This window comes from Bacteroides sp. HMSC067B03, assembly GCF_001811315.1.
Taxonomy (GTDB): domain Bacteria; phylum Bacteroidota; class Bacteroidia; order Bacteroidales; family Bacteroidaceae; genus Bacteroides; species Bacteroides faecis.
In genome coordinates, this window is sequence record NZ_KV804471.1 from 82604 (window position 1) to 108406 (window position 25803).

Consider the following 25803-nt stretch of genomic DNA (forward strand, 5'->3'; position numbering starts at 1 on the left):
TGGGCAATATTCATATTAAATCAACCATAAGAACTTTCGTATGACTATGAGAACAAATTGTTTTTTATTATTAACCATTTTGCTGGGAATACTTCCCATGAGTAACACACACGCTAACGACTCTATTCCTAAAAGCGTGATTTTGTACACACCTTACACAAAAATCTCCGTTTCACCGGGGGCGTCTATTGACTACAGCATCGATCTGATTAACAACACAGACAAGTTGATGAATGCCAATCTTTCTGTCAGTGGCCTGTCGAGCAGCTGGAAGCATGAAATGAAATCCGGCGGCTGGAACCTTAGTCAGCTGGCAGTACTCCCTAAAGAAAAGAAGACCTTTAACTTAAAGGTAGAAGTCCCCTTAAAAGTAAGTAGAGGCAGTTACCATTTTGTAGTGTCTGCCGGAGAAGCACAACTCCCCTTGAATGTCGTTGTAGCACAGCAAGGTACTTATCAGACGGAATTTACCACCGACCAGCCCAATATGCAGGGGAACTCCAAATCGACTTTTACTTTTAATGCCACACTGAAAAATCAGACTGCCGATCAGCAACTGTATGCACTGATGGCTAAGGCACCGAGAGGATGGAACGTCATTTTCAAACCTAACTATAAGCAGGCAACTTCTGCACAAGTAGAAGCCAATAGCAGCCAGAATGTAAGTATCGATATCACTCCTCCTGCCAATGTAGAAGCAGGCAGCTATAAAATTCCCGTACGTGCCGCCACAGGCAATACTTCGGCAGAACTGGAACTGGAAGTAGTTGTTACCGGTTCATATCAGATGGAACTGACCACTCCGAGAGGGTTATTGAGTGCCGATGTGACTGCCGGTGATACCAAAAGAATTGAACTGGAAATTAAAAATACAGGTTCTTCCTTATTAAAAGACATCCAACTGTCCGCTAATAAGCCGGTAGATTGGGATGTTACTTTCGAACCGTCAAAGATAGAAATGCTGAAAGCCGGAGAAACTGCTACCGCCGTAGCTATCCTGAAGGCCTCTAAAAAAGCGCTCCCGGGTGATTATGTGACTACTATGATGGCCAAGACTCCGGAAGTGAATGCGGACGCACAGTTCAGAATTGCAGTAAAAACTCCGATGATATGGGGATGGGTAGGCGTCTTGATTATTCTGGCCACTATCGGTGTTGTCTACTATCTGTTCCGTAAATATGGAAGGAGGTAAATCATGGGCGAACAAGTGATCGTACTTACCGAATTAACCAAACAATACGGTAATTTTACAGCTGTAGATCATATTCGCCTGAGTATCCGGAAAGGAGAAATATTCGGTTTGCTGGGTCCGAACGGTGCCGGAAAGTCAACTACTATTTTGATGATGCTGGGATTGACGGAACCTACATCGGGAGTTGTCGAGATATGTGGGATTAATTCTACTACACATCCTATTGAAGTCAAGAAGAAAATCGGCTATTTGCCCGAGGATGTAGGATTCTATGACGACATGACCGGGCCGGAGAACCTGATGTATACAGCACGGCTGAATGGCATTCCGGATAAGGAGGCGAAAGTAAAAGCGCTGGAACTGATGAGACGTGTAGGGCTTGAAGACCAGCTCAAAAAGAAAACCGGAAAGTATTCCCGTGGTATGAGACAACGTCTGGGACTAGCTGATGTGCTTATTAAAAATCCGGAAATCATCATTCTGGATGAACCGACTTCGGGAATTGACCCTGCGGGTGTTCAGGAATTTATTGAACTGATCCACTGGCTGAGTAAGGAAGAAGGATTGACCGTACTGTTTTCTTCTCATCATCTGGATCAGGCACAGAAAGTGTGCGACCGAGTGGGATTGTTCAGTAACGGTAAAATACTTGCTTTGATCGACATGGCGGAGCTGAAAGACAAGAAGCAGGATTTGTCTGATATTTATAACCATTATTTTGAGGAAGGAGGAGAAGGACATGAGTAAAGTCAATCATCCTTTTTGGGTTATCGTTCATAAGGAAGTGTCCGACCATGTCAGAAGTTGGCGTTTCCTTATTCTGATCGGTATCATAGCGCTTACTTGTATGGGATCGCTATATACGGCGCTTACTAATATTGGTGCGGCTATCAAACCGAATGATCCGGATAGTTCGTTCCTCTTTTTGAAGTTATTCACAGCTTCGGACGGGACTCTCCCCTCTTTTGTGCTGTTTATTAACTTTCTGGGCCCTTTGCTGGGAATTGCTTTGGGATTTGATGCGGTCAATTCGGAGCAGAATAAGGGGACATTGAGCCGTATGCTGTCTCAGCCTATTCATCGCGATTGCATCATTAATGCGAAGTTTGTGGCTGCTCTGATTGTAATAGGTATTATGCTGTTTGTGCTGGGCTTTCTGGTGATGGGATTCGGATTGATTGCCATTGGTATTCCTCCTACAGCGGAAGAATTCTGGAGAATTGTTTTCTTTCTCATAACGAGTGTCTTCTATGTAGCTTTTTGGTTGAACCTGGCCATCTTGTTTTCACTCCGTTTCCGTCAGGCAGCCACTTCTGCACTGGCATCCGTAGCTGTATGGCTGTTTTTCAGTGTCTTCTATACGATGATTGTGAATCTGGTGGCAAAAGGGTTAAGTCCGTCGCAGATGGCATCTCCTTATCAGATTATCAGTTATCAGAAATTCATTCTTGGTTTGATGCGGCTGGCACCCAGTGAGTTGTTTAATGAAGCTACCACTACGCTGTTGATGCCTTCCGTCAGAAGTATCGGACCACTAACGATGGAGCAGGTACAAGGAGCTATTCCGAGTCCGCTTCCGTTGGGACAGAGTCTGCTTGTTGTCTGGCCGCAGCTTACAGGGCTGATTGCGGCAACGGTTATCTGCTTTGCCATTTCATATATTATGTTTATGAGAAGGGAGATCCGGTCACGATAATATAGAAGAGTTCAGACTTAAATTACTGTTTATGATGTAATTTTGAGAAATGAAGAATGATGAATGATGAATTACTTTGCAGCGTGATAGCGCAGCCAATTCATCATTCATCATTCTTCATTTCCGTTCGGACTGACCCGATAAAAGTTGTTATAGTAAAACCAGCTTTTTGTTTTTTTAGTTCTTGCTGGAGATTTCAAAGCAATGTTCTCCCTGTTCGAAGTAATACCGTAGATTCAACTGTTGCAGGCGGCAGATAGAATCGGTTATTGCCAACCCTAACCCGGTAGATCCTTCTTTCTTATGACCCTGATAGAAACGTTCGAAGATTTGGTTCTCATCCAGTGGCTGTTTTTCTCCGGTATTGCGGAAGGTGATGCTATGTCTGGTTATTATGATCCGGATATGTCCTCCGTCTACGTTATGTACGAATGCATTTTTTAGCAGGTTTGTCAGCAAGGCAATAGCCAGAGACTCGTTCATTGTAACATGGAAGTCTGCCTGTTCTGTAATGCTTACTTCTATGTTCTTGTAGTCGTAGACTTCCTTATAATCCTCCAGATATTGCTTAAGGAGTACGTTTAAGTCTACATCTTTGGTATCAGTAAACTGGCCGTTGTCTATTTTAGAAAGTAGCAATAATGATTTATTCAGTTTGGTGATATACTCTAGTGTCTGATGAGTTTTCATCAACTCCTCAAGCTGGTTCTCGGACAAAGAATCATCTTCCATCAGCATTTCCAGCCGGTTACGGCAGATAGCAAGCGGTGTCTGGATTTCATGCGAGGCATTTCCGATAAATTGCTTCTGTTGCTCGAACATTTGTTCGGTTCGGTCCACATAGCGGGCGGCTGCATCATTCAGTTTTCGGAATTCTGTAATACGGGTATCATTTTTCAAGGGTTTGTTTTTCTTTCCGGTCTGATAGCCGTCCAACCAATGAAGAAGTACGTACAGAGGTCGCATATTGCGATAAAATACCCATACGGATATAATGATGATGCAAAGTAGCAGGGCTACATACAGGAAGATAATCCAGACCTGAATTGCACTTTTCAAGTCGTCTTTCTCGATGCTGGGGGTAGATACAGTCAGTTCATAATAACGCCCTTCGTTATCCTTGAAGATGGTGGTCAGGATACGTGCCGGCTCTGTTTCTTCTTTTTCTACGATGTATACCATAGAGTCTTTATATTGGATATCTTCCTGACTCTTTGCGCATTCTTCGGTTATTTCCTTCAGATAATACTGATTGTTGGAACCATTGTTTTTGGAAGGCAGCTCCTCTCCTGCCAGTGCGCGGATAATGATTGTTTCCGAATAGTCTTCCAATGAATCATCCACTTCGTCATTGACTTCATCGATCATCGTAACATAGAAGAAGACTGCCCAGACAGTTAAGATAAGAGTCAGAGCCAGTGTGATACGAAGAATGATATAATATATTAGTTTCATGGATGATAGCTCCTTGTTTTTTTATTATTCTACAATCATTTTATAGCCGAATCCGTAGACAGCTTTGATTTCGATATTGGCTCCTGCATCTTTCAGCTTTTTGCGGAGATTTTTGATTTGCGCATAAATAAAGTCAAAGTTGTCCACTTGGTCAATATGGTCTCCCCATACTGATTCTGCCAGTGTGCTTTTATTGACCAGGCGACCGGGACGATTTATAAAATAAAGCAGAATATCATATTCTTTTCTGTTTAGCTCCAGTTCCTGTTCGTCGACAAAGACCCGATATTTGTCGGGTTCTATCCGTACATTTCCCTGACGGATGGTGATCTCACCGTCGTGCTGGTTACGACGGATGACACTTTTGATCCGGGCATTCAGTTCGGCCAGATGAAAAGGTTTAGGGAGGTAGTCGTCCGCTCCCAGTTCCAGTCCTAAGACTTTATCTTCCAACGAGTCTTTGGCGGAAATTATAATCACATTTTCCCGCTTATGAAGAGCTTTCAGGCGTTCGAGAAGTTCAAGGCCACTCCCATCCGGCAGCATAATATCCAGTAAGACACAATCATAGTCGTAATCTTCAATTTTACATAATGCACTGTTGAAGTCTCCTGCTGTTTCTACAACATAACGCTCTTTTTCAAGTGAGCGCTGGATAAGTTCTCTTAAAGAGGGTTCGTCTTCTACAATTAATATCTTCATAAAATCTTCTCCTTTCTTCTTTTTTATCTGTTACAAAGAAAAGGGATATTTCTGAAATAAAACTGAAATGGATAAAAAAAGAGTCCGAAATTCAAAATCGGATTCCGGACTCTTGCTTATAATGAAGCAGAAACGTCTTTTTTAATAAGAACGTGCAAAGACTACACGGCAAGCGGATGGTTTACCCGTTACCATACATTTTCCCGGTTCCTTATCTCCTGCAACGTATGAATCGAAAGGAATACAACGAATCGTTGCTTTCGTATCTTCTTTAATTTTTTCTTCTGTTTCGGTTGTTCCGTCCCAATGAGCCAGAATGAAACCGCCTTCTTCTATTTTCTCCTTGAATTCTTCATAAGTATCTACGGTAGTAATCTTAGAATTGCGATAATCCAATGCTTTCTTGTAGATATTTGCCTGAATCTCTTCGAGTAGTTTCTGGACGTATGTTTCGATTCCATCGCAAGTAACTGTTTCTTTTTCCAGTGTATCGCGGCGCATTACTTCCATTGTATTGTTCTCGAGGTCACGTCCTCCCATCACCAGGCGAACTGGAACACCTTTCAGTTCATAGTCAGCAAATTTGAAGCCCGGACGTTTGTTATCCGCATTGTCATACTTCACGGAAATACCTAATGCTTTCAGTTTGGCAACAATTCCTTCTACTTTGGTGTCGATTTGTTTCAGTTGATCGTCATTCTTGTAGATAGGAACGATTACTACCTGAATCGGAGCCAGATGTGGAGGTAATACCAAACCGTTGTCATCAGAGTGAGTCATAATCAGAGCACCCATCAGACGGGTAGAAACACCCCATGAAGTAGCCCATACATATTCCATCTTATTCTCCTTATTCACAAACTGAACATCAAATGCCTTGGCAAAATTCTGTCCAAGGAAGTGGGATGTACCACTTTGCAATGCTTTTCCATCTTGCATCATAGCTTCGATAGTATAAGTGTCAAGTGCGCCGGCAAAACGTTCGTTAGCCGATTTCACACCTTTCACTACCGGAACGGCCATGTATTTTTCAGCAAATTCACCGTAAACGTTCAGCATTCTGATAGCTTCTTCCTCTGCTTCTTCGCGAGTGGCATGAGCAGTATGCCCTTCCTGCCAAAGGAATTCGGCAGTACGCAGGAAAAGACGGGTACGCATTTCCCAACGAAATACGTTCGCCCACTGATTACAGAGAATAGGCAGGTCACGATAAGACTGAATCCAGTTTTTATAGGTATTCCAGATGATTGTTTCTGATGTTGGACGAATGATCAGTTCCTCTTCCAGTTTTGCAGCAGGGTCTACTACCACGCCGGAACCATCTTCTGCGTTTTTCAAACGGTAATGTGTCACTACGGCACATTCTTTAGCAAAGCCTTCTACATGTTCAGCTTCGCGGCTCAGGAATGATTTCGGAATTAATAACGGGAAGTAAGCATTCACGTGTCCTGTTTCCTTGAACATATCGTCCAGTTGACGTTGCATCTTTTCCCAGATTGCGTATCCGTAAGGCTTAATCACCATACATCCGCGTACGGCAGATTGCTCTGCCAAATCAGCTTTTACCACCAAATCATTGTACCACTGCGAGTAGTTTTCGCTACGTTTGGTAAGGTCTTTCAGTTCTTTTGCCATTATATTTTTCTATTTAAGTTTTCTTGATTGTTAAAACAAGGTGCAAAAATACGAAAAAGGAACGAACTGTGCTTATTCTTCCTGCATTAATTTTATATGGAGTATTCAGTTCTTGGTAAGAGTGTCATCTGAAAGTTGCAAGCAGATATTACTGAAATGCCCATTCTGTTTTGTTATCCTCCTTTCTGACGGGTTTTAATTAATAAATTTTATCTTTTTAATTCGTATTATAGGGAGAAAAGCGTCCCGGTGGCTCCGTTACCGTATGCCACCGGAAAAGCTGTTTTTTATCGTGCCTTGAAAGGACGGCACGGACGTATTATTCCGCGTAAACCGGACCTTGGTGAGTCACCGGATTCCACGGGTTAATCGTTCCGGTAACCTTCACGTTGGAACGGGTAATCTCTACCTCATAAATGTATTCATTGCCTGCTTCAAAAGTTACAGTGTCTACGTTCCAGGTGTACGTATCCGAGCCTATCTCGAAATCTACCGTCACCGCTCCGGCACTGTAGCCGGCAGGCAGGATGATGGCGTCGTAGGTGGCGTCGAAGTTTGCGGTGGGGGTGGCGAGCTTGCGCGGGGTAATATCCGCGGGGTTTTCCGGTGTGCCGTGCTGTTTACCCGTCTTCAGGTCGAAGGTGCTCACGGTGTTCATGCCGTGGATGGTGACTTTGGCACCGTCGAGGTTGGCGACTCCCACGCTGGCATCCAGCTTGCAGTTCATCGTCAGTTTAGAAAGGCAGTGGCCGAAGGTGAAGGCGACGGTGGCGTTTCGTACCTTGTTATATCCTTTGCCGTTGTCGTTGTTCGCCTTTGCCCACATCAGGTCGAAGGCGGGTTGCGTGGCATCGGTCTGGGCGGTTCCTATCGTGACGGGGAACGGTGTGTCGAGGGCGGCACCGTCCGTGTAGGGATAGTAGGAGATAAAGTCCACCGGGCTGTTATCCATCGGATAGTAGATTTCCTGACCTATGACGGGTGAAAAGTTTTCTTTACCGGTCGTGGTGCGGAACTGTCGGTTGGAGTATATCTCGGCGATGTGCTCCGTGCCGTGGTCCACCATAAAGATACCGATGTCGTCGTTCGGCCCCCAAGTGGTGCCCGAGGCGCGGGTTCCGGGGGTTGCCACTACTGCCTCGTTGCCGATGGCGGCGGTGAAGCGTACTTGTCCGTCGTTATTCACATTCATTTCGTCGTCGCTGCTGCACGACACGAGGCACACTGCACTGGCGAGCGCGCACATTGTCATTAAGTTTTTCATTACATTCATAGTCATAATTTTTTTTATTTTGTTTGAACCTGTTTATTTATTCTTATCGTTGTCGGGTTGCTCGTTTCGCTCAAGGCCCCGATAAATTACGGGCAGCGGAGCTAAGGGACGACCACCACGCGGAACCCGACGAGGTAGGCGGCGTCGCTGGGATAGCCTTTGAAGCGAAACGCAGAGCGGCAGTCGCAGTCTTTGGGGTCATAGCCCCAGTCGCCGCCGCGAAGCACGCGGGAAATGCCTGCGGCAGGCCCCGTAGGGTCGGTATCGGAAGAGTCGTTGTAATCGCCATACCAATCCGAGCACCACTCCCTCACATTGCCGTGCATATTGTACAACCCCCACGGATTAGGCAGCTTGGTACCTACCTCCTTAGTTCCGCGAGGATCATTGTTTTCTGTATACCACATATAGTCCCCGTCTGCCGTATCGCCATAGCTGTAAGCCGTAGTCGTACCCGCACGGCACGCATACTCCCATTGTGCCTCGGTCGGAAGGCTGTAACCGTAATAATCCGCATAAGCCTTCGCCCCGTACCAGGTAACGTAAATCACGGGATGATTCTCGTAACCGGAAACCGGTGACCAGGTTCCATCGGAACTGTTGCGAGTTATTCCCCATTTTGACATACTGTTGCAATCCCGAACCAAAGGCTCGCCGGTGCTTCCCGTGAGGTAAGCGGCATCCTTAAAAGGGTAGGCCACACCGTATTCCAAGACTCCTTCTGCATGCTTCGCATTCAGAAAAGCGGCATACTGAGCGTTCGTTACCTGATATTTGCTCATGTAAAAATCCTTACTCAAAGTTACCCAGTGCTGCTTTTCGTCCGAATCACGCCCGGGCTCGTCCTCCGGGCTGCCCATCAGGAAAGTCCCCGCCGGAATCCTCACGAAGTCCTTCAACTCCACCGCCGTACCCGTGCCGTGGTCGTTGGTCTGCCAATCGGCGATGATGGGCGTACCGGCGTCGATGCCCGTTTTCCGGATCGTTAGCGGGTAGATGTAATTTTTTCCGGATTCGAAGGTAACGCTCGGGACGCTCCACTTGTAGATGTCCGATCCAATCTTGAATTCTACCGTCACCTCGCCGTCAGTGTAAGTGGCAGGCGGGATGAGGGCGTCGTAGGTGGCAAAGCAGCCTTCGGCAGGGGTATCCCACGTGCGGGGGATGATGTTGCCTATTGTCGGATTATTGTTATCGACTCCTGTATAGCCGGTTTCGACATTTACGAGAGCTTTAACGTTTATATCCTTGATGGTGACCGTCATATCGGCAGGGTCGAAAGTGCCCACGCTGCCGTCTGCCTTGCATTGTATGGTCAGCTTGGCGAGGCAGTGGCGGAAGGTGAAGGCGACGGCGGCTTTTTCGGCCTTGCTGTAGCCCGCACCGCCCTTGTCGGCTTTCGCCCAGAGTATGTCGTTCTCGGCTTGACGCTCGGCGGTCTGCTCACTCAGGTTAATATGGATACCCCCAGTGAATTGGAGACCTGTTACGTAGGAACAGGCAATAAAGTCCACCCGGGCGTTGTCCTGCGGGTAAAAGATTACGTCGTCGGGCGTGGCGGGAGAGAAGCTGACGTTAGCACCGGCAGCGGTGGTGACGTATTGGCGGTTTTCTGCTCCATCGACGATATTCCGGGTGCTGTGATCGACCATGAAGATGCCCACGGCTTCGCCCTTTACCCAGCTATTACCGCCGGTGGTCGCAGTACGGGTTTGCGGCATAGTTGCCACAGAGGGTGCGGGCGTTGCCTCGCCTATTCCCGCCGTGAAATTCACGGCTGTGCCGCTGCCGTCGTCCGCCGCAAAACCATCGTCCTCTGAGCAGCCGCCCGAAAGGAGCAGCCCCGCCAGCAGCGCACCGCCCGAAAGCGTCCGCGCCACGTATCTGAAATTTTTTAGTGTACTCATTTTTTCATTATTTATTATTTATATTATTCGTCTGCCGAAAAGACAGCGCGGATTTTCCTGAAAATCTGACCGGCATAGCCGATATCGTTATTTGTCTCACCTGCCTTATACGTCGCGCTCGTCCCTCGCGCAGCTTTGACGGCAGGCTCGTTTCGCTCAAGGCCGGATGAACTAAGGGACGACCACCACGCGGAACCCGACGCTGTAGAAGGCGCCGTCGGGTCCGGCGGAGTAGCGATAGGCAGAGCGGCAGTACCGGGCGTTATTGCCCCAGTAGCCGCCGCGAAGCACGCGGGCGCGGCCCGAGACAGCGCCGGTAGGGTCGGTGTCCGGACCGCTACCGTAATCCCCCAACCAGTCGCTACACCACTCATTCACATTGCCGTGCATATCATACAAGCCCCAAGGATTAGGCTTTTTATTCCCCACGGGACTGGGGCCATCGATACCTGTAGAAGTGACAGTATACCATGCATATCCACCAAGCAGTGATTCGTTGTCGCCAAATGAATAAGCTGTTGTCGTGCCGGCACGGCAGGCATATTCCCACTGGGCCTCCGTTGGCAAGCTACCGCCAATCCAATCCGCATAAGCCTTGGCACCGAACCACGTGACATAGATCATCGGCTGGTCGCCGGAGGCTTCCCATTGGTTGGTTTCCGTATTGTATCGGGGCGTCTAGCCCCATTGGTTCACAGTGAACAAATTTTGCTCTCCATAACCCGAAACGTTATGTCTGGCCAAATTATCTATCGTTACTCCTGCTACTCCCACGGCATTCAGAAAAGCAGCATACTGCGCCCGAGTGACCTGATATTTGCCCATATAGAAATCTTTGGCCAGTGTTACAGAATGTACAGGCTTTTCATTGCTATTACCTGCATCATCTCCCATCAGGAAAGTACCAGCTTTAATGCGTACACGATGAATATATACGGGCAGTTTCTGTGTAAACGTTTCCGCCTTCCCACCTGTCATGGTAATATTATCGGTAAGCGCGGAACTCCTCAATAGCAGGTCGCCGTTAGCGATCTGGAAGATATTTGCATTCTCAGACAACGACTGCGCCGGAACAACAGCTCGGAAAGTAAAGCTGCTGCGGTAATTAGCGTCCGTCGGCTGCTCCACGCGGTACATCTTTATAGCCGTGGCGTTGTTATCGCTTCCGGCAAGCGTTACCCCGCTACCCGGCGTGGCATTATCGACCGCGCCGAGGTTAAGTCCGGCTTTGGCTTTTACGTCCCGCAGGGTTACGATAACCTCTTCGTTCGGGTCTATCGCCCCGAGTTGGCTGTCGAGTGATACTTGCACCATTGCCAACGGATGAGAGAACGAGAGGGAAACGGTTTCGCCCTTGCCGTAACCGGCGCTGCCGTTCGTTGCCTTTGCCGTCAGCAGGTCGCTGGCGGAGTAATCTGCCGCCGCTCGCTGGTCGGTCTTCACGCTGAAAGCGATCGCGGCGGGGTTGAGCGTGCCGTCGCCCTGATAGGGATAGTAGGCGTAGAAGTCGATCCGGCTGCCGTCCGCGGGCCAGTAGGCGGAACCGCTCCATGTGCCAGTGGCATTGTTGTAAGTCAGCTTTATGTTGTTGAGTACATTGCCCGAGGGCGTTTCCGACAAAGTTTCGCTCTTCCGGCAAGCGAATATCCCGATGGCGTCACCGTCGTCCCATGTGCTTTTAAACTGGCTGTCGGTGGTGACCCGTGTCTGTGGTAGGTTTGCTCCCGCCGTTGCCGCCGGAGTGGCGAAACCGATCTCGAAGCGGATGTCTCCGCCGGGTGATTCGTTGGTGCCGGGATAATCCCCGGTGTCGTTGTCCTTGCTGCACGCCGTGAGCAGCAAAGCCGGAACCGCTGCCGTGAGCAGCCATCGTGTGATTGAGTATCTGTTCTTCATATTCTGTGATTTTTAATTTGTTTCAATGATTAATCAGCGGTTACAGGACCACCCGTTACCTGCTTCCAGTCGGTTATCGTCGCGGAGAATCCTGCGCCCGTAGGCGTTTCCGCCACCGTTCCGCCCAGTGCAAGGGGCTTTGTCTTGTCAGTATTGAACGTGGCGAGCATCGTCGTGAGGTCGCTGGTGAGCGTCACGGGCTGCGGGCTGTTGCCGCTGAAACGGATTTGCGCCGTCAGCCGCTGCGCCGTACCTGCCACGCCCAGGAGGCGCATCGTTGCCGACCATTTACCGGCATCCGCCCCGGAGGTGATCTTCGTGAACGTCAGTGCCACATTCGACGGAGTGCCGTATGTGCCGTTATCCATGTCGAGCGTGGCGGCGGCTCCCGAAAAGTAACCTTCAACGCCTTCTATCCGGTCGGTTGTGCCGCCCGTCGGTTCGATGACAAGCGTAAGCTGCCTCACCTGCTGCTGCATGGCGGCGGTCAGTTCGTACTCGGTGTCCTTTTCGATTACCGCATCCATAGCGCACGTGAACAGCCAGCCGGGAGAGGCAGCCACGAACGCGCCCACGCCGTCCCAATTGCCGGAAGCAGCGGCAACGGTAGCGGTTGTGCCGCTTATCGAAACCTGCTCCGGCGTGTTATAGATATAGAAACGGTATGTGCCCGGTTCGAACAGGTGGTCTATGCGGTTTGTCGTGCCGTCGAGCGTGGTCGAGTAGTCGGCTGCCTGCACCGTGTAGGATGCAGGGATGTCAATGTCCGTGCCCCGCCGCGACCAGTCGGCGGTAAGGGTTACCGTGCCGTGGTCGGGATGCGGTGTGTTGTAGATCGGGTCTTTCACGTCGCAACTTACTGCCAGCAGTAGCGCGCACCCAAAGAATGGGATAATTGCTTTTGTTCTCATATCGATCGTTTTTTATTTGTTCTGTTTGGTTCCTACTATTGTCCACAAAAAGCTAATTCCGATCTGAGTGGGTCCCCAAAAGTTTTTGGCCTTATTTTTATCTTGAAAAACACGCACTCTGTCGATCATTCCATAACTATCATATTCCGAATGTGTATATCCCAGACCAATATTGAAATCGATCGAGAAATGATGGGAAAGGTGAAGTTGATAACCGACTGTAGCACCCCCACCCCACAGTTTGCCCTGATAGCCGGTGTCCTTCGAGAAGAGGCTTCCCACGGGATACTTATATATATTGTATTCCCCGTAGCTGCCCGATGCGCCCACATAAAATCGTTTATCACGTAGCAGATACCAACGCACTTCCGGGTTCAGGAACCAGACCTTCTGTATCTTATCGCTGTTGCTTCCCCACCAGCCAAAGCTACCGTCTAACTTGATACCCATGTCGCGGTTCACCCGCCACTCCACACCGAGTGTAGGCAGCAGTATGGCATCATACAACATGTTCGTCCGCACAGCGAAGTAGTAAGGTTTTGAAGGCAGTATTCCATCAGGGGTAACTGCGTTTGTCGGTGAGGAGACAATCGCATCCGGCACTCCCCGGGGGAGTTGCGCGAAAGAATTTCCGGTTGCGGCAATACCCCAGACAAGGAGAGCCAACAGAATTTTTTGTAAATGTTTCATAGGTTCATATATTAGTTGTGTGTTAAATAAAATAAGTTATATCAATTCGCGGCGTGTGTGTCATGGGGTCAGTCATGCGTTCACCGGTCTCTTTGTTCTCGATGGTAGCTCTCACGGCTTCCGACAATTCCGCTTTGAGCACCTTTTCCATCATTTCTTTTTCTACACGTATCCGTTCCAGTTCCTTTACCAGACTATCTTGCTCACGGATACTTTTCGCCATATAATAATTGCATTTCTTTTCTATCTTCCGGCAATGCAGGAAGACGGATGTCACAATTACCAGCGAGCAAAAGGCAATTCCTAGAGAGATAAAGTTGATGTAATCATTCATGGGGCTCTGCTTTTTTTCTTGTTGCAAATTAGGTTAAATGCGGTCGAAAAAGTATTGCATTTTGTCCCTACTTTGTGGCGTTTTGTCATTTTCTGCTGTTTTACGGGCTTTCGGACATAGAAAAGAAGACTGCCTGACAGACTTCCTTTTAACCAGTTACCCCCTGTTACAATCATCTGTAGCAGGGGGTAACTTCATTTTTTAGGGCTTATCGGACAATCTTTCCGGTTCCGGTATGCTATTTCTTATTTTTTGGGGGATGAATTAGCCATTTTCCGGTATTCTGCCGGACTGATACCGTATTGTTTTCGGAACAAGCGGTAGAAAGTGCTCGGTATATTGAACCCGCAACTGAAAGCTACCGCTTCAATCGTAAATTCGGGATGGCTGTCGAGCATCCTGCGTGCTTCTTCTATTTTCAGGAAGCGCGTATATTCCATCGGTGACTTTCCTGTGACGGCTTTGACCGCTTCGGTCAGCGTATTTCTGTTAGTGCCGAGGGCGGATATTATATCGTCCCGGTTCATATCGGCATTAGACAAGTTTTCACCCGAAAGTAGATACTCCTGCAACCGCATAACCAGACTCTTTTGTTCGCTGCTAGGGGAAAGCGTATCCGTAGCTTTGGCAGTTTCAACTGCGTTCGCCAGCCGGTCCTGTTCTTTTATTCGTTCGTATAATTTATGGTTTTTGAGAGCAATAATCCGATTGTAATAGAAAGTAGCCGTGAGGAGCAGTGCCAGTACCAGGCAAATGCCAAGGGTAAAAAGGAAGTAATGGAGATTGCGTTCTTTCTCGGCGATATGTTTCTCCACTTCATATTGGGTGCGCAGTTCATCGAACCGGGCGTTTATCTCTACATCTTTTATAGTATCATTGGCGGCAATGATTGTATCGAACAGCGTGAATGCCTCGTCGAAACGCCCCATCCGGGTAAGTATCTCCATCTTTATCTTCCGTACGGCATTGAGGTCAAATTCTGATTCCTGCACTTCGACCGCTGCGCTGTCTATAGCGGCAAGTGCCTTGCGGTAATCTCCGCGTGACTGTAAAATCAGCGCCTTTGCCCGTGCCAATTCATATCTTGAGATATTGTTATTGACAATACCTTCCAACTTGGCGAGGTATTCTCCAGCTTTGTCATAGTCTTTGGTATCTATATAGGTATTCATCAATGCCACATAAAGATTTCCCCACGCTTCAGGCTGGGTTCTTCCGGCTGCTTTCTCAAACCGGGCGATGGCTTTTTCATATTCGGGCACGAGTTGTAATAGTTTGTCATATTGCCCTTGTGCCCGAAGTGAGCTACACAGGAATGCGTAAGCTTGTGTCAGGATATTGTCGTATCCCGAAACTTCCCATAATAAGCGGATGCATTCTCTGAAACAATCTTCTTCCTCTTTCCATCTATCCTGAACATTATAGGTGATAGCAGTGGCATAAAGTGCTGTTGCCATTCCCGCCTTATCCTTCCGTGCTTTGGCACGGTCGAACATTAGTTTTGCTTCTTCCGCCGCTTTTTTATAATCTCCTTTCAAGTTATAGGCAGTGATAAGTTGCATGTGTATCTGGTAATAGAGTTTCCATTGTTCATGCAGGATATAGAAATCAAGATAACCGGGTGCTTTTTGAATGATCTTGTCGTATTCATTCCTATTTATATGAGAGATGATGGTGTTTCCATACACCATCCCTTGCATTTTTACGTTTCCCTGTCTGATGGCCTCGGCTTCCGTCTGCCCGAACAGGGTCAGCAGTGTATCCATTTTCCGGTCATCGGCTATTTCAGACATATATAAATAGTATAGTCTGTTGTACGACCTCAGTTTGTCAGTTCCGTCGGATTGTTCGATAGCCCGGCGCAAAGAGTCTTTTTGCTGTTGGATGGTGTTTTGGGCTGAAACAGGCAGGGTAAAACAGAATTGGATTCCCCATAAAATCGCTATCAGATAAGATTTATACTTCATTGTTGTTGTGTGTTTACGTAAATTCTTGGCCTATAGTGCTCAAAAGTACAAAAAAATAGTATTGGACTATACAGATATTCCTCTAATTATTCGTGCATATACAAATGATTATGTAATTTTGTGACTGGAAATATGATAAATATCCACTGAAAATACTCAAAAACGGGGTTTAAAAAAGAAAAAGTACATAAAAAAAGCAGCTACACTATTTGTAACTGCTTGAATTTCAGTGGAGCGGTAAGCGAGACTCGAACTCGTGACCCTTAGCTTGGGAAGCTAATGCTCTACCAACTGAGCTACTACCGCATTACATATATCTTTCACAAAATGCCTTATGGAATGATGATGCAAAGGTAAACATAATTTTTATATCTCAAATAAAATTCCTCAAATTCTAGTAGAAGAAAAACTATATTAAAATCATTCATGAATTTCTGTTAGAGGCGAAAAATGAACGAATATGAGAAATCGTATATTCGGTTGTCATACAATTTAGAATATACAGACGGAACCAAGATGATTCGATAAAATCAGCAGGATTTCCGGTTAGGTATATTGCGAAATTAGGTATATTGGGACTATTTTCTGTTAATATATATAGTTCTTGTCTGTTTATGTTGTCAATAAGATGGCTAGATATTAATTGGTCAATTCAAATTGAAAGGATGGAAGTTTGTAGATATTAGTGGCATCTAGAACAAATCGGCTGTTTCACCTCCCGTTTTCAAGTTTCTTTTAAGGGAATAAGACGTTCCTCACCGACCAACATCTTGTTGGTTTAAAACCAAGGAAGTGCTCCTTTAAAACGAAATAGCTTAAATTACGTCCTTTTTCTGTATAGCCAGATAGTATATATACAAAAGTATATTGAATTTCTGCATATTATTGCATTATTTTATGCATTATTCCTGTTGTTTGATGAAATATGTACGAATCTGTTTTTGAATAAATATTAAAAATAGAACATGCCCCAAGATATGTTCTCTATTTGCCGGAGTGAACAAACCCATCCTCTCATCTGTTAGAAAGTCTCAATTTTAGATTTAACCTAACCAGCATGAAAAAAAATAAGATACTTTTTGTATTATGGGCTTTGTGTTTCTCCGTCATTCAGACAAATGCACAGACACCATTAAGTTTCGAAGAATCGTTGCATCTGCTCAATCAGGGAAATCAGAGTTTGAAGATAGCTGATAAAGGCATAGAGATTGCCAAAGCAGAACGTGACAAACTTAATGCTTTCTGGTATCCCACTTTGCAATCTACAGGTGCATTTGTACACATGTCCGAGAAGATTGAAGTGAAGCAGCCTTTGTCTCAGTTTACTGATCCGGCGAAGGACTTCGTTCATTCTATTATTCCGGATGATCAGATGATTTCGGCTATCCTGGATAAAATAGGAGCTAATACGCTTGTTTTTCCATTAACTCCGAGAAACTTGACAACTGTTGATTTGTCAGCAGAATGGGTACTCTTTTCCGGAGGAAAAAGATTTCGGGCAACAAATATTGGTCGGACAATGGTAGACTTGGCACGGGAGAATCGTGCACAGACTGCTGCCAATCAGCAAAACTTGTTGGCAGAAAGCTATTATGGTCTGCGATTGGCGCAACAGGTAGTAGCTGTACGTGAGGAAACCTATAGAGGTTTGCAAAAACATTATGAAAACGCACTGAAACTGGAAGCTGCCGGAATGATAGACAAGGCAGGACGGTTGTTTGCCCAAGTAAATATGGATGAAGCAAAACGGTCATTGGAAGCTGCACGAAAAGAAGAAACAGTGGTGCAGAGTGCCCTTAAGGCCTTGTTAAATAAAAAAGATACGGATGAGAACATCGTTCCTACCTCTCCCCTTTTCATGAATGATTCGTTGCCACCAAAAATGCTTTTTGATATGTCGGTGAACAGTGGAAACTATATGCTCAATCAGTTACAGTTGCAAGAGCATATTGCCAAACAGGAAGTGCGAATTGCCCAAAGTGGATACTTGCCGAATATAGCCCTTTTTGGAAAACAAACCCTCTATTCGCATGGTATCCAAAGCAATTTGCTACCGCGTACGATGGTAGGAATCGGTTTTACATGGAATCTTTTTGACGGATTGGACCGGGAGAAGAAAATCCGGCAATCAAAGCTAACTCAACAAACGCTGACTTTGGGAAAAATGAAAGCGCGTGATGATCTGGCTGTCGGAGTGGATAAGCTCTATACACAATTGGAGAAAGCTCAGGATAATGTGAAAGCGCTGAATGCGACCATCGAACTGAGTGAAGAACTGGTACGTATCCGAAAGAAATCTTTTACAGAAGGAATGGCGACCTCCACTGAAGTTATTGATGCTGAAACGATGCTTGCCACTGTGAAGGTAGCTCGTCTGGCAGCCTATTATGAATATGATGTGGCATTGATGAATCTTCTTTCACTCTGTGGCACACCGGAACAATTTGTAAACTATCAACCTAAACCGTAACGAACAATGAAACCAACTAGTAGAACCCTCTCTTGGGCATTTGTCATTATTATGCTGGCAGTCGGTATTTTTACTGCTGCAGGAGTAATATTGATGCACAAACAACCGCTCGTCCTGCAAGGGCAGACAGAAGCGACAGAAATCCGTATTAGCGGGAAACTTCCCGGACGTATTGATACCTTTTTAGTGCAGGAAGGTGACTGGGTGCGTCAGGGAGATACTCTCGTAGTGATCAATAGCCCCGAAATACATGCCAAGTATCAGCAAGTGAATGCATTGGAACAGGTAGCCGTACAGCAGAATAAGAAAATAGATGCTGGTACCCGCCGCCAGATTGTAGCTACCGCACTGCAATTATGGAACAAAACTAAAAGCGACCTGGCACTTGCCCAAACCACTTATAACCGTATCCTTACCTTATATAAAGATAGTGTGGTCACTTCCCAACGGAAAGATGAAGTGGAAGCTATGTATAAAGCAGCCGTTGCAGCCGAACGTGCAGCTTATGAGCAATATCAGATGGCAGTTGACGGTGCACAAAAAGAAGATAAAGAATCAGCAGCCAGTATGGTGAATGCTGCGAGAAGTACGGTTGATGAAGTCTCGGCACTATTGGTCGATGCCCGGTTGACAGCACCGGAAAACGGTCAGATAGCTACCATCTTCCCCAAACGCGGAGAATTAGTTGCACCGGGAACACCGATTATGAATCTGGTTATTATGGATGATATTCATGTAGTACTCAATGTACGTGAAGACTTGATGCCACAGTTTAAGATGGACGGGATCTTTGTTGCAGATGTACCTGCAATCGGTAAAAAAGGTCTTGAGTTTAAAATCTATTATATCAGCCCATTAGGAAGCTTTGCTACCTGGAAATCAACAAAACAGACCGGAAGTTATGACTTACGCACCTTCGAGATTCACGCCCGTCCTACACAGAAAGTAGATGATTTGCGTCCCGGTATGTCTGTATTACTGACGCTAAATGAATGATAGAATGAGTTCATCACAAACATATTCTCCTTTTCATGCCGTGCTGCTCAGAGAGTGGCGGCGGATGACTTCACGACGGCTTTATTTCGGCGTGTGTATCATTTTGCCGTTATTTACCCTTTTTTTCATGGCAACCATCTTTGGTAACGGACAGATGGAAAATATTCCTGTCGGCATTGTCGATCAGGATAACACTGCTTCTTCGCGGGCAATCGTCCGAAACATATCTGCTGTGCCTACATTTAAAGTGACAAAGCACTTTGTAAATGAAGAAGCTGCCCGGAAGGCCGTGCAGAGAAAGGAAATTTATGGTTATCTCTCTATCCCTCCCAGATTCGAGCAGGATGCCATATCGGGAAAGAATGCGACTCTCTCCTATTATTATCATTATGCGTTGCTTTCGGTCGGTGGCGAATTGATGGCTGCTTTCGAAACCTCGCTGGCTCCTGTGTCGCTATCTCCCATTGTGATGAAAGCCGTTGCTCTTGGAGTGGACCAGAACCAGATTACTACATTCCTGTTGCCGGTACAAGCTAGCAACCACCCTATATATAATCCGAGTCTGGATTATTCGGTTTACCTAAGCCAGCCATTTTTTTTCGTTTTGTTCCAAATCTTGATTTTGCTGACTACTGTATATGCAGTGGGCATTGAAATTAAATTTCGTACAGCCGACGAATGGTTATCTGTCGCCAAAGGAAATATGGTGACAGCTGTTTTAGGGAAACTACTTCCTTATACGATTATTTATATCCTGATAGGGTGGCTGGCAAATTATGTCATGTTCGGTATTCTGCATATTCCGTTTCAAGGGAGTTGGGGATTGATGAGTATGCTGACAGCACTCTTTGTCGTGGCAACGCAGGCACTGGGATTATTCCTGTTTTCGCTATTTCCGGCTATCTCTCTGATCATAAGTATTGTTTCCATGGTCGGTTCGCTGGGAGCTACTTTATCCGGTGTTACTTTTCCGGTTCCTAATATGTATCCTTTGGTACGAGATGCTTCTTATCTTTTTCCTGTCCGGCATTTTACGGAAATAATACAAAACATACTCTACGGAGGTAGTGGTTTCATTCATCTTTGGCCATCGGCTGTGATACTATGTATCTTTCCGTTGCTGGCTTTTGCGCTACTTCCCCATTTGAAACGAGACATAGAAAGTCATAAATATGAAAAAATTAAGTAAGTTACAACAGTTATCCTTCATCATCCGGCGTGAATATCTGGCTATCAGTACCAGCTATGCTGTTTTATTGGTACTGATGGGGGGAATCTTCGTGTACGGATTACTATATAATTATATGTATGCTCCCAATATCGTGACAGATGTTCCGGTTGCTGTAGTCGATAATTCCCATAGTGAGTTGAGCCGTAATTTTATCCGCTGGCTGGATGCTACCCCGCAAACGGAGATTTATGCTCAGGCTATGGATTATCATGAAGCGAAAGAATGGATGAGAAAAGGGAAAGTACAAGGTATTTTGTATCTTCCGCATGATTTTGAGGAACGGGTTTTTCGTGGAGATGAAGCTGTTTTTTCTTTGTATGCCACGACCGATGCTTTCCTGTATTTTGAAGCCTTGCAGGGGGCTTCTTCGCGCGTAATGTTAGCTGTCAATGATAAATATCGTTCGGACGGAGCGGTTTTTCTACCTCCTCAGGGATTATTGGCGGTAGCTATGGCACAACCGGTGAATGTGGAAGGAACTGCACTCTATAATTATACGGAAGGATATGGGTCTTATCTGATTCCGGCTGTTATGGTAATTATCATTTTTCAGACATTGTTGATGGTTATTGGTATGGTGACCGGAGAAGAGTATATGACCAGAGGGATTCTTGCCTATACTCCTTTCGGAAAAAGTTGGGCAGTTGCGATACGTATTGTGGCAGGGAAAACGTTTGTGTATTGTAGTCTGTATGCTGTTTTTTCCTTTTTCCTGTTAGGGTTGCTTCCTCATTTCTTTAGCATTCCCAATATTGGAAACGGATTGTATATTGTATTGATGATGATCCCTTACTTGCTGGCGACTTCTTTTCTGGGGCTGGCAGCCTCCCGATATTTCACTGATTCGGAAGCACCATTGCTTATGATTGCCTTTTTCTCGGTAGGACTGATTTTTCTTTCCGGTGTTTCCTATCCGATGGAGCTGATGCCTTGGTACTGGAAAGCTGCCCATTATATTTTTCCGGCAGCACCTGCCACACTTGCCTTTGTGCAACTGAACTCAATGGGGGCAAATATGGCGGATATCCGACCTGAATACATTACTTTATGGATTCAGGTGATTGTTTATTTCCTGCTAAGCATCTGGGTTTATAAAAGGAAACTCGGTTGACAGCTATACTTTTAGTTGCAGATTCTAAACAATTATTTCTCAAAACTATAATATTTCAGCCAACAAATAATTAACTATGGAAATAAAGTGAATTTTGTTGAACATTTTACTTGATTATCTCGTCCTTTTTTATTTATTTTGTTAACTATTATTTGGAGGTGGTCTATAGCACTACTTTAAATACAAATATCTATATGAGGAATATTATATTATTTTTATTTTTACTGCCGTTGATGGCGTATGGACAGACATACAAATATATTGGAGTAGAGGATGGTTTGAGTAATCGGAGAATATACAATATCCAGAAAGATCGTCAGGGATATATGTGGTTTCTCACTAGCGAAGGTATGGACCGATATAATGGTCATGATATAAGGCACTATAAATTAATTGAGGCAAACAGAGAATTAAATTCGGAGGTAAATCTCGGATGGTTGTATGCAGATAAAAAAGGTGGAATATGGGTAGTTGGGAAAAAAGGACGTATCTTCCGGTATGAAGAGAAATATGATCATTTCAAAATGGTTTATAAATTGCCGGAAGCCACAGACGTTATCAATTATGGCTATATGGATCATAACAGTACTATCTGGTTATGTAGTAAAGATTCTATTTTGTTGTATAATACGGAAACTACCCAAACGACACAGTTTCCCAATGTATTGGATGATGACATCACAGTAGTGGAACAAACAGATGATACTCATTTCTTTATAGCAACAGAAATGGGAGTCCGATACACCCAGCTTGATAAAGGAACTCTGCATATTATTCCTTTAGAAACACTTGATAATGTCTATACACAAATCAACGGGCTCTATTTCCACCGACAACTTCAAAGACTTTTTATTGGTACTTTTAGTGACGGTACCTTTGCTTATGATATGTCTACTCAAAAGATTATAAAATCAGATACAGCTTTGGGTGATGTGAGTATCACTCATATCCGACCGTTGAATCCAAAGGAATTATTGGTTGCGACAGAAGGAATGGGGGTACATAAAATTGATGTAAATACTTGTAAAACGTCTCCATATATTGTAGCCAACTACGAAAGCTATAATGAAATGAACGGAAATAACATCACGGATATTTATATTGATGAAGAAAAACGAATCTGGCTTGCTAATTATCCGGCAGGGGTTACGGTAGTCGATCCTCGTTATAAGAATTATCATTGGATAAAACATTCTATCGGTAATAAGCAGTCTATCGTCAACGATCAGGTGCATGCAGTCATTGAGGACAGTGAAGGTGATTTATGGTTTGGTACCAGTAATGGAATAAGTTTCTATAATTCCCGAACCGGTCAGTGGCATTCTTTTTTAAGTTCTTTCGACAAGCAGTTGAAAGATAAGAACCATATTTTCATTACTTTATGCGAAGTTTCTCCGGGCATTATCTGGGCAGGAGGCTTTACGTCCGGGATCTATAAGATTAACAAGAAGGCACTGTCTGTAGAGTACTTCTCTCCTTTTCTGTTAAGTTCTGCCAACATACGTCCGGACAAATACATCCGGGATATGATCAAAGATTCAAAAGGATATATATGGTCGGGAGGATATTATAATCTTAAATGTATCGATCCGATAAAGAATTCTGTTCGTCTGTATCCCGGAGTGAGCACTGTTACCGCTATTGAGGAAAAAGATACTCATTTTATTTGGGTAGGTACAGCTACGGGGCTTTTTCTGCTCGACCGGAATTCCGGTGAGTATGAGTATATATTAATGCCTGTGGAATCGACTTATATCAACACGCTTTATCAGGCGAATGACGGATTACTGTATATTGGAACAAACGGTTCGGGAGTACTTATATATAACCCGAAGAACAGAACTTTCGAACATTATTTTGCAGAAAATTCGGCACTTGTTTCAAATAGCATCTATACCATTCTGCCGGAAATGGACGGACAGATAATGATGAGTACGGAAAACGGAATCACCAGTTTTTCTGTGGAGAAGAGATCATTCCATAACTGGAGTCGGGAGCAGGGAATGATGTCTGCCTGTTTCAATGCAACTTCCGGTGTGTTGCGAAAAAACAAGAGTTTTGTTTTTGGAAGCGTTGATGGTGCTGTGGAATTTCCCGCAGGTATAAAGTTACCGGATTATGAGTATTCAAAAATGATATTCAGCGATTTTCATATTTCTTATCAGCCTATTTATCCCGGAGATAAAGATTCCCCTTTGGAAAAGGATATTGATAAGACAGACGTACTGACTTTAAAATATGGTCAGAATACTTTCTCATTTCGTGTTTCTTCCATCAATTATGATTTTCCTTCTCATTCCATATATTATTGGAGACTGGAGGGTTCTTCCTATAATGAATGGGTGCAGTTGAATGACAATAGTCTGATCCGTTTCACTAATTTGAGTCCCGGTAAATATAAACTTTATGTGCGCGCCATATCTAAAGAAGAGCCTAGTATTGTTTTCGAAGAACGCCAGCTTGAAGTGATAGTGGCGCATCCTTTGTGGTTGAGCGGATGGGCTATATTTGCTTATATACTTTTGATTGTGTTTATATTCAGTATTGCCTTCCGGGTAATGATTCTGAAAAAGCAGAAAAAGATATCAGATGAAAAGACGCATTTCTTTATAAATACTGCCCATGATATCCGTACTCCGCTTACTTTAATAAAGGCTCCTCTGGAAGAATTTGTTGAAGAAGAGACATTGACAGAGATCGGTTCACAGCGTATAAATACAGCCTTGAGAAATGTAAACGCTCTTTTACGGTTGAGTACTAATTTAATCAACTTCGAACGGGCGGATGTCTATTCTTCCGAGCTACATGTCTCTGAATATGAGCTTAATACGTATATGAATGAAATCTATAAAAGTTTTCGTTCGTATGCCAATATCAAGCATATTGATTTTACTTACAAGAGTGACTTTAATTATCTGAATGTATGGTTTGATAAAGATAAGATGGACTCCATCTTAAAGAATCTGATATCCAATGCGTTGAAATATACTCCTGAGAATGGAACGGTCAGTGTATATGTTTCTGAGACTAAAGATTCTTGGAAGCTGGAGGTCAGAGATACCGGCATCGGTATTCCGTCGAATGAACAGAGCAAATTATTCAAGATGCACTTCCGGGGTACGAATGCTATTAATGCAAAGATAACCGGTAGTGGAATCGGATTAAAGTTGGTGGGGAAATTAGTTCACCTCCATAGTGGCAAGATAAATATTGAGAGTGTCGAACAGCAGGGTACTACTATTACTGTTGTCTTCCCGAAGGGGAATAAACATTTCCATCATTCGAATCTGATAGAACCGGAGAAACCCCGCAGACAGGAAGCTGAATTGGATGCTCCGGTGATTTCCGAAACGCCTGTCATGGCAAACGACGAAGATCTGCAGCGTATTCTTATTGTCGAGGATAATGATGAATTACGTGCTTATCTGGTCAATTCACTATCGCCTATGTACAACGTACAGGCTTGCAGCAATGGTAAGGAAGCGTTGGTCATTGTAAAAGAATACCAGCCGGAGTTGATTCTTTCTGATATTATGATGCCGGAAATGCGGGGGGATGAATTGTGTACCACTATCAAGAATGATATTGAAACATCACATATTCCTGTTTTGTTACTCACAGCTTTGGGAGAAGAACAGAATGTTCTCGATGGTCTTCATATTGGTGCCGATGAATATATTGTAAAACCATTCAGTGTGAGAATCTTAAAAGCCAGTATTGCTAATTTATTGGCGAACCGGGCATTATTGCGTAGCAAATATGCTAATCTTGAAATTGATATAGAAGAAAAAACACCGTTGGCAAAATGTACAAATAGTCTCGACTGGCAATTTTTGTCGGATGTGAAGAAAAGCATCGAAGACAATATTGATAACCCCGCCTTTTCCGTTGATGTGCTTAAGGATTTGCACAATATGAGTCGTACCCGTTTCTATAACAAACTGAAAGCGCTAACAGGGCTTCCTCCTCAGGAGTTTATTAAGAATATCCGTTTGAAGCGTGCTACGCAGTTATTGAAAGAAGGCGTGCATAATATTACTGAAATCTCAGAAATGTGCGGTTTCTCAGAAAGTAAATATTTCCGGCAAGTATTCAAGAAAGAATATAAGATGAGTCCGAGCCAATATGCCAAGGTAAATGGTGTTTCTTCCAGTATCATTGAAGATGATGCATCTCAGGAAGATTCGGAATGTTAGCTGCATATCAAGCATTTAATGAACAGATAACCTCCGAATACTTGCAGGCACATTCCGGGAATTCCAATACGGAAATCCTGAATGGCACTGTAGAAGCTTCCTATATAGATCCATTCTCCCACTGTTCCTGTTATCTGATAA

Annotated in this window: 17 protein-coding genes, 1 tRNA gene and 2 pseudogenes; 8 read left to right on the forward strand and 12 right to left on the reverse strand. The window is 44.8% G+C overall.

Annotated elements, in window-relative coordinates; all coding sequences use genetic code 11:
* Nucleotides 1-40 precede the first annotated feature (40 nt).
* Genes HMPREF2794_RS24295 through HMPREF2794_RS24305 form a run of 3 tightly spaced genes read left to right on the forward strand, consistent with a single transcriptional unit; the run spans nt 41 to nt 2888 of the window.
* Nucleotides 41-1192 (forward strand): COG1470 family protein, encoded by a 1152-nt coding sequence (locus HMPREF2794_RS24295; RefSeq protein WP_010537990.1) that lies wholly within the window; start codon nt 41-43, stop codon nt 1190-1192.
* Between the two features lie 3 nt (nt 1193-1195).
* Nucleotides 1196-1939 carry an ABC transporter ATP-binding protein gene (locus HMPREF2794_RS24300; RefSeq protein WP_055268887.1) on the forward strand — a complete coding sequence of 248 codons (744 nt, stop codon included), beginning with the start codon at nt 1196-1198 and terminating at the stop codon, nt 1937-1939.
* Complete coding sequence (locus tag HMPREF2794_RS24305) at nt 1932-2888, forward strand: ABC transporter permease (protein WP_010537988.1); 957 nt, start codon at nt 1932-1934, stop codon at nt 2886-2888. Before HMPREF2794_RS24300 ends, HMPREF2794_RS24305 begins: the two co-directional genes overlap by 8 nt.
* 177 nt (nt 2889-3065) lie before the next feature.
* Here HMPREF2794_RS24305 and HMPREF2794_RS24310 read toward each other — a convergent pair whose 3' ends face one another.
* From HMPREF2794_RS24310 to HMPREF2794_RS24370, 11 genes and pseudogenes are all read right to left on the reverse strand, one after another.
* The gene (locus tag HMPREF2794_RS24310) at nt 3066-4343 is read right to left on the reverse strand and encodes a sensor histidine kinase (protein WP_010537987.1); all 1278 of its coding nucleotides are present in this window, start codon (nt 4341-4343) and stop codon (nt 3066-3068) included.
* A gap of 24 nt (nt 4344-4367) precedes the next feature.
* Entirely contained in the window at nt 4368-5045 is a 678-nt protein-coding gene (locus HMPREF2794_RS24315) for a response regulator transcription factor (protein ID WP_010537986.1), read from the reverse strand.
* A 141-nt stretch (nt 5046-5186) separates the two neighbouring features.
* Nucleotides 5187-6680: a proline--tRNA ligase gene (gene proS / locus HMPREF2794_RS24320; protein ID WP_055268888.1), complete on the reverse strand. Its 1494-nt coding sequence runs from the start codon at nt 6678-6680 to the stop codon at nt 5187-5189.
* Nucleotides 6681-6999: 319 nt separating this feature from the next.
* Entirely contained in the window at nt 7000-7953 is a 954-nt protein-coding gene (locus HMPREF2794_RS24325; protein WP_168166630.1) for a fimbrillin family protein, read from the reverse strand.
* 101 nt (nt 7954-8054) lie between these two features.
* A complete protein-coding gene (locus HMPREF2794_RS24330) occupies nt 8055-9860 on the reverse strand; it encodes an SUMF1/EgtB/PvdO family nonheme iron enzyme (protein WP_055268890.1) in 1806 nt (601 codons plus the stop codon).
* Between the two features lie 171 nt (nt 9861-10031).
* Nucleotides 10032-11756: pseudogene (locus tag HMPREF2794_RS24340) on the reverse strand (SUMF1/EgtB/PvdO family nonheme iron enzyme).
* A 29-nt stretch (nt 11757-11785) separates the two neighbouring features.
* Nucleotides 11786-12667: a FimB/Mfa2 family fimbrial subunit gene (locus HMPREF2794_RS24345; protein ID WP_055268893.1), complete on the reverse strand. Its 882-nt coding sequence runs from the start codon at nt 12665-12667 to the stop codon at nt 11786-11788.
* A 12-nt stretch (nt 12668-12679) separates the two neighbouring features.
* On the reverse strand, nt 12680-13357 hold the full coding sequence (locus HMPREF2794_RS24350) for a DUF3575 domain-containing protein (RefSeq protein ID WP_010537978.1): 678 nt from the start codon (nt 13355-13357) through the stop codon (nt 12680-12682).
* Nucleotides 13358-13379: 22 nt separating this feature from the next.
* On the reverse strand, nt 13380-13691 hold the full coding sequence (locus tag HMPREF2794_RS24355) for a hypothetical protein (RefSeq protein ID WP_055268894.1): 312 nt from the start codon (nt 13689-13691) through the stop codon (nt 13380-13382).
* A gap of 245 nt (nt 13692-13936) precedes the next feature.
* A complete protein-coding gene (locus HMPREF2794_RS24365) occupies nt 13937-15658 on the reverse strand; it encodes a helix-turn-helix domain-containing protein (protein ID WP_010537976.1) in 1722 nt (573 codons plus the stop codon).
* Nucleotides 15659-15888: 230 nt separating this feature from the next.
* Nucleotides 15889-15964 (reverse strand) — tRNA-Gly (locus tag HMPREF2794_RS24370).
* A gap of 751 nt (nt 15965-16715) precedes the next feature.
* On the opposite strand from HMPREF2794_RS24370, the gene HMPREF2794_RS24375 reads away from it, so the two are divergent.
* The 5 genes from HMPREF2794_RS24375 (at nt 16716) to HMPREF2794_RS24395 (ending at nt 25662) form a co-directional block, all read left to right on the forward strand.
* Entirely contained in the window at nt 16716-18128 is a 1413-nt protein-coding gene (locus tag HMPREF2794_RS24375; protein WP_010537975.1) for a TolC family protein, read from the forward strand.
* A 6-nt stretch (nt 18129-18134) separates the two neighbouring features.
* Complete coding sequence (locus HMPREF2794_RS24380; protein WP_070752923.1) at nt 18135-19124, forward strand: HlyD family secretion protein; 990 nt, start codon at nt 18135-18137, stop codon at nt 19122-19124.
* A gap of 4 nt (nt 19125-19128) precedes the next feature.
* The gene (locus tag HMPREF2794_RS24385; protein WP_083312181.1) at nt 19129-20313 is read left to right on the forward strand and encodes an ABC transporter permease; all 1185 of its coding nucleotides are present in this window, start codon (nt 19129-19131) and stop codon (nt 20311-20313) included.
* Nucleotides 20297-21466 (forward strand): ABC transporter permease, encoded by a 1170-nt coding sequence (locus HMPREF2794_RS24390; protein ID WP_022300955.1) that lies wholly within the window; start codon nt 20297-20299, stop codon nt 21464-21466. The genes HMPREF2794_RS24385 and HMPREF2794_RS24390 overlap by 17 nt, the downstream gene beginning before the upstream one ends.
* Before the next feature lie 194 nt (nt 21467-21660).
* Nucleotides 21661-25662 (forward strand): hybrid sensor histidine kinase/response regulator transcription factor, encoded by a 4002-nt coding sequence (locus HMPREF2794_RS24395; RefSeq protein ID WP_070752945.1) that lies wholly within the window; start codon nt 21661-21663, stop codon nt 25660-25662.
* Here the strand turns inward: HMPREF2794_RS24395 and HMPREF2794_RS29720 are convergent.
* Nucleotides 25659-25802 (reverse strand): annotated as a pseudogene (locus HMPREF2794_RS29720) (ECF transporter S component); the annotation flags it as partial. The gene HMPREF2794_RS24395 and the pseudogene HMPREF2794_RS29720 sit on opposite strands and share 4 nt — an antisense overlap.
* Between the last annotated feature and the right edge of the window lies 1 nt (nt 25803).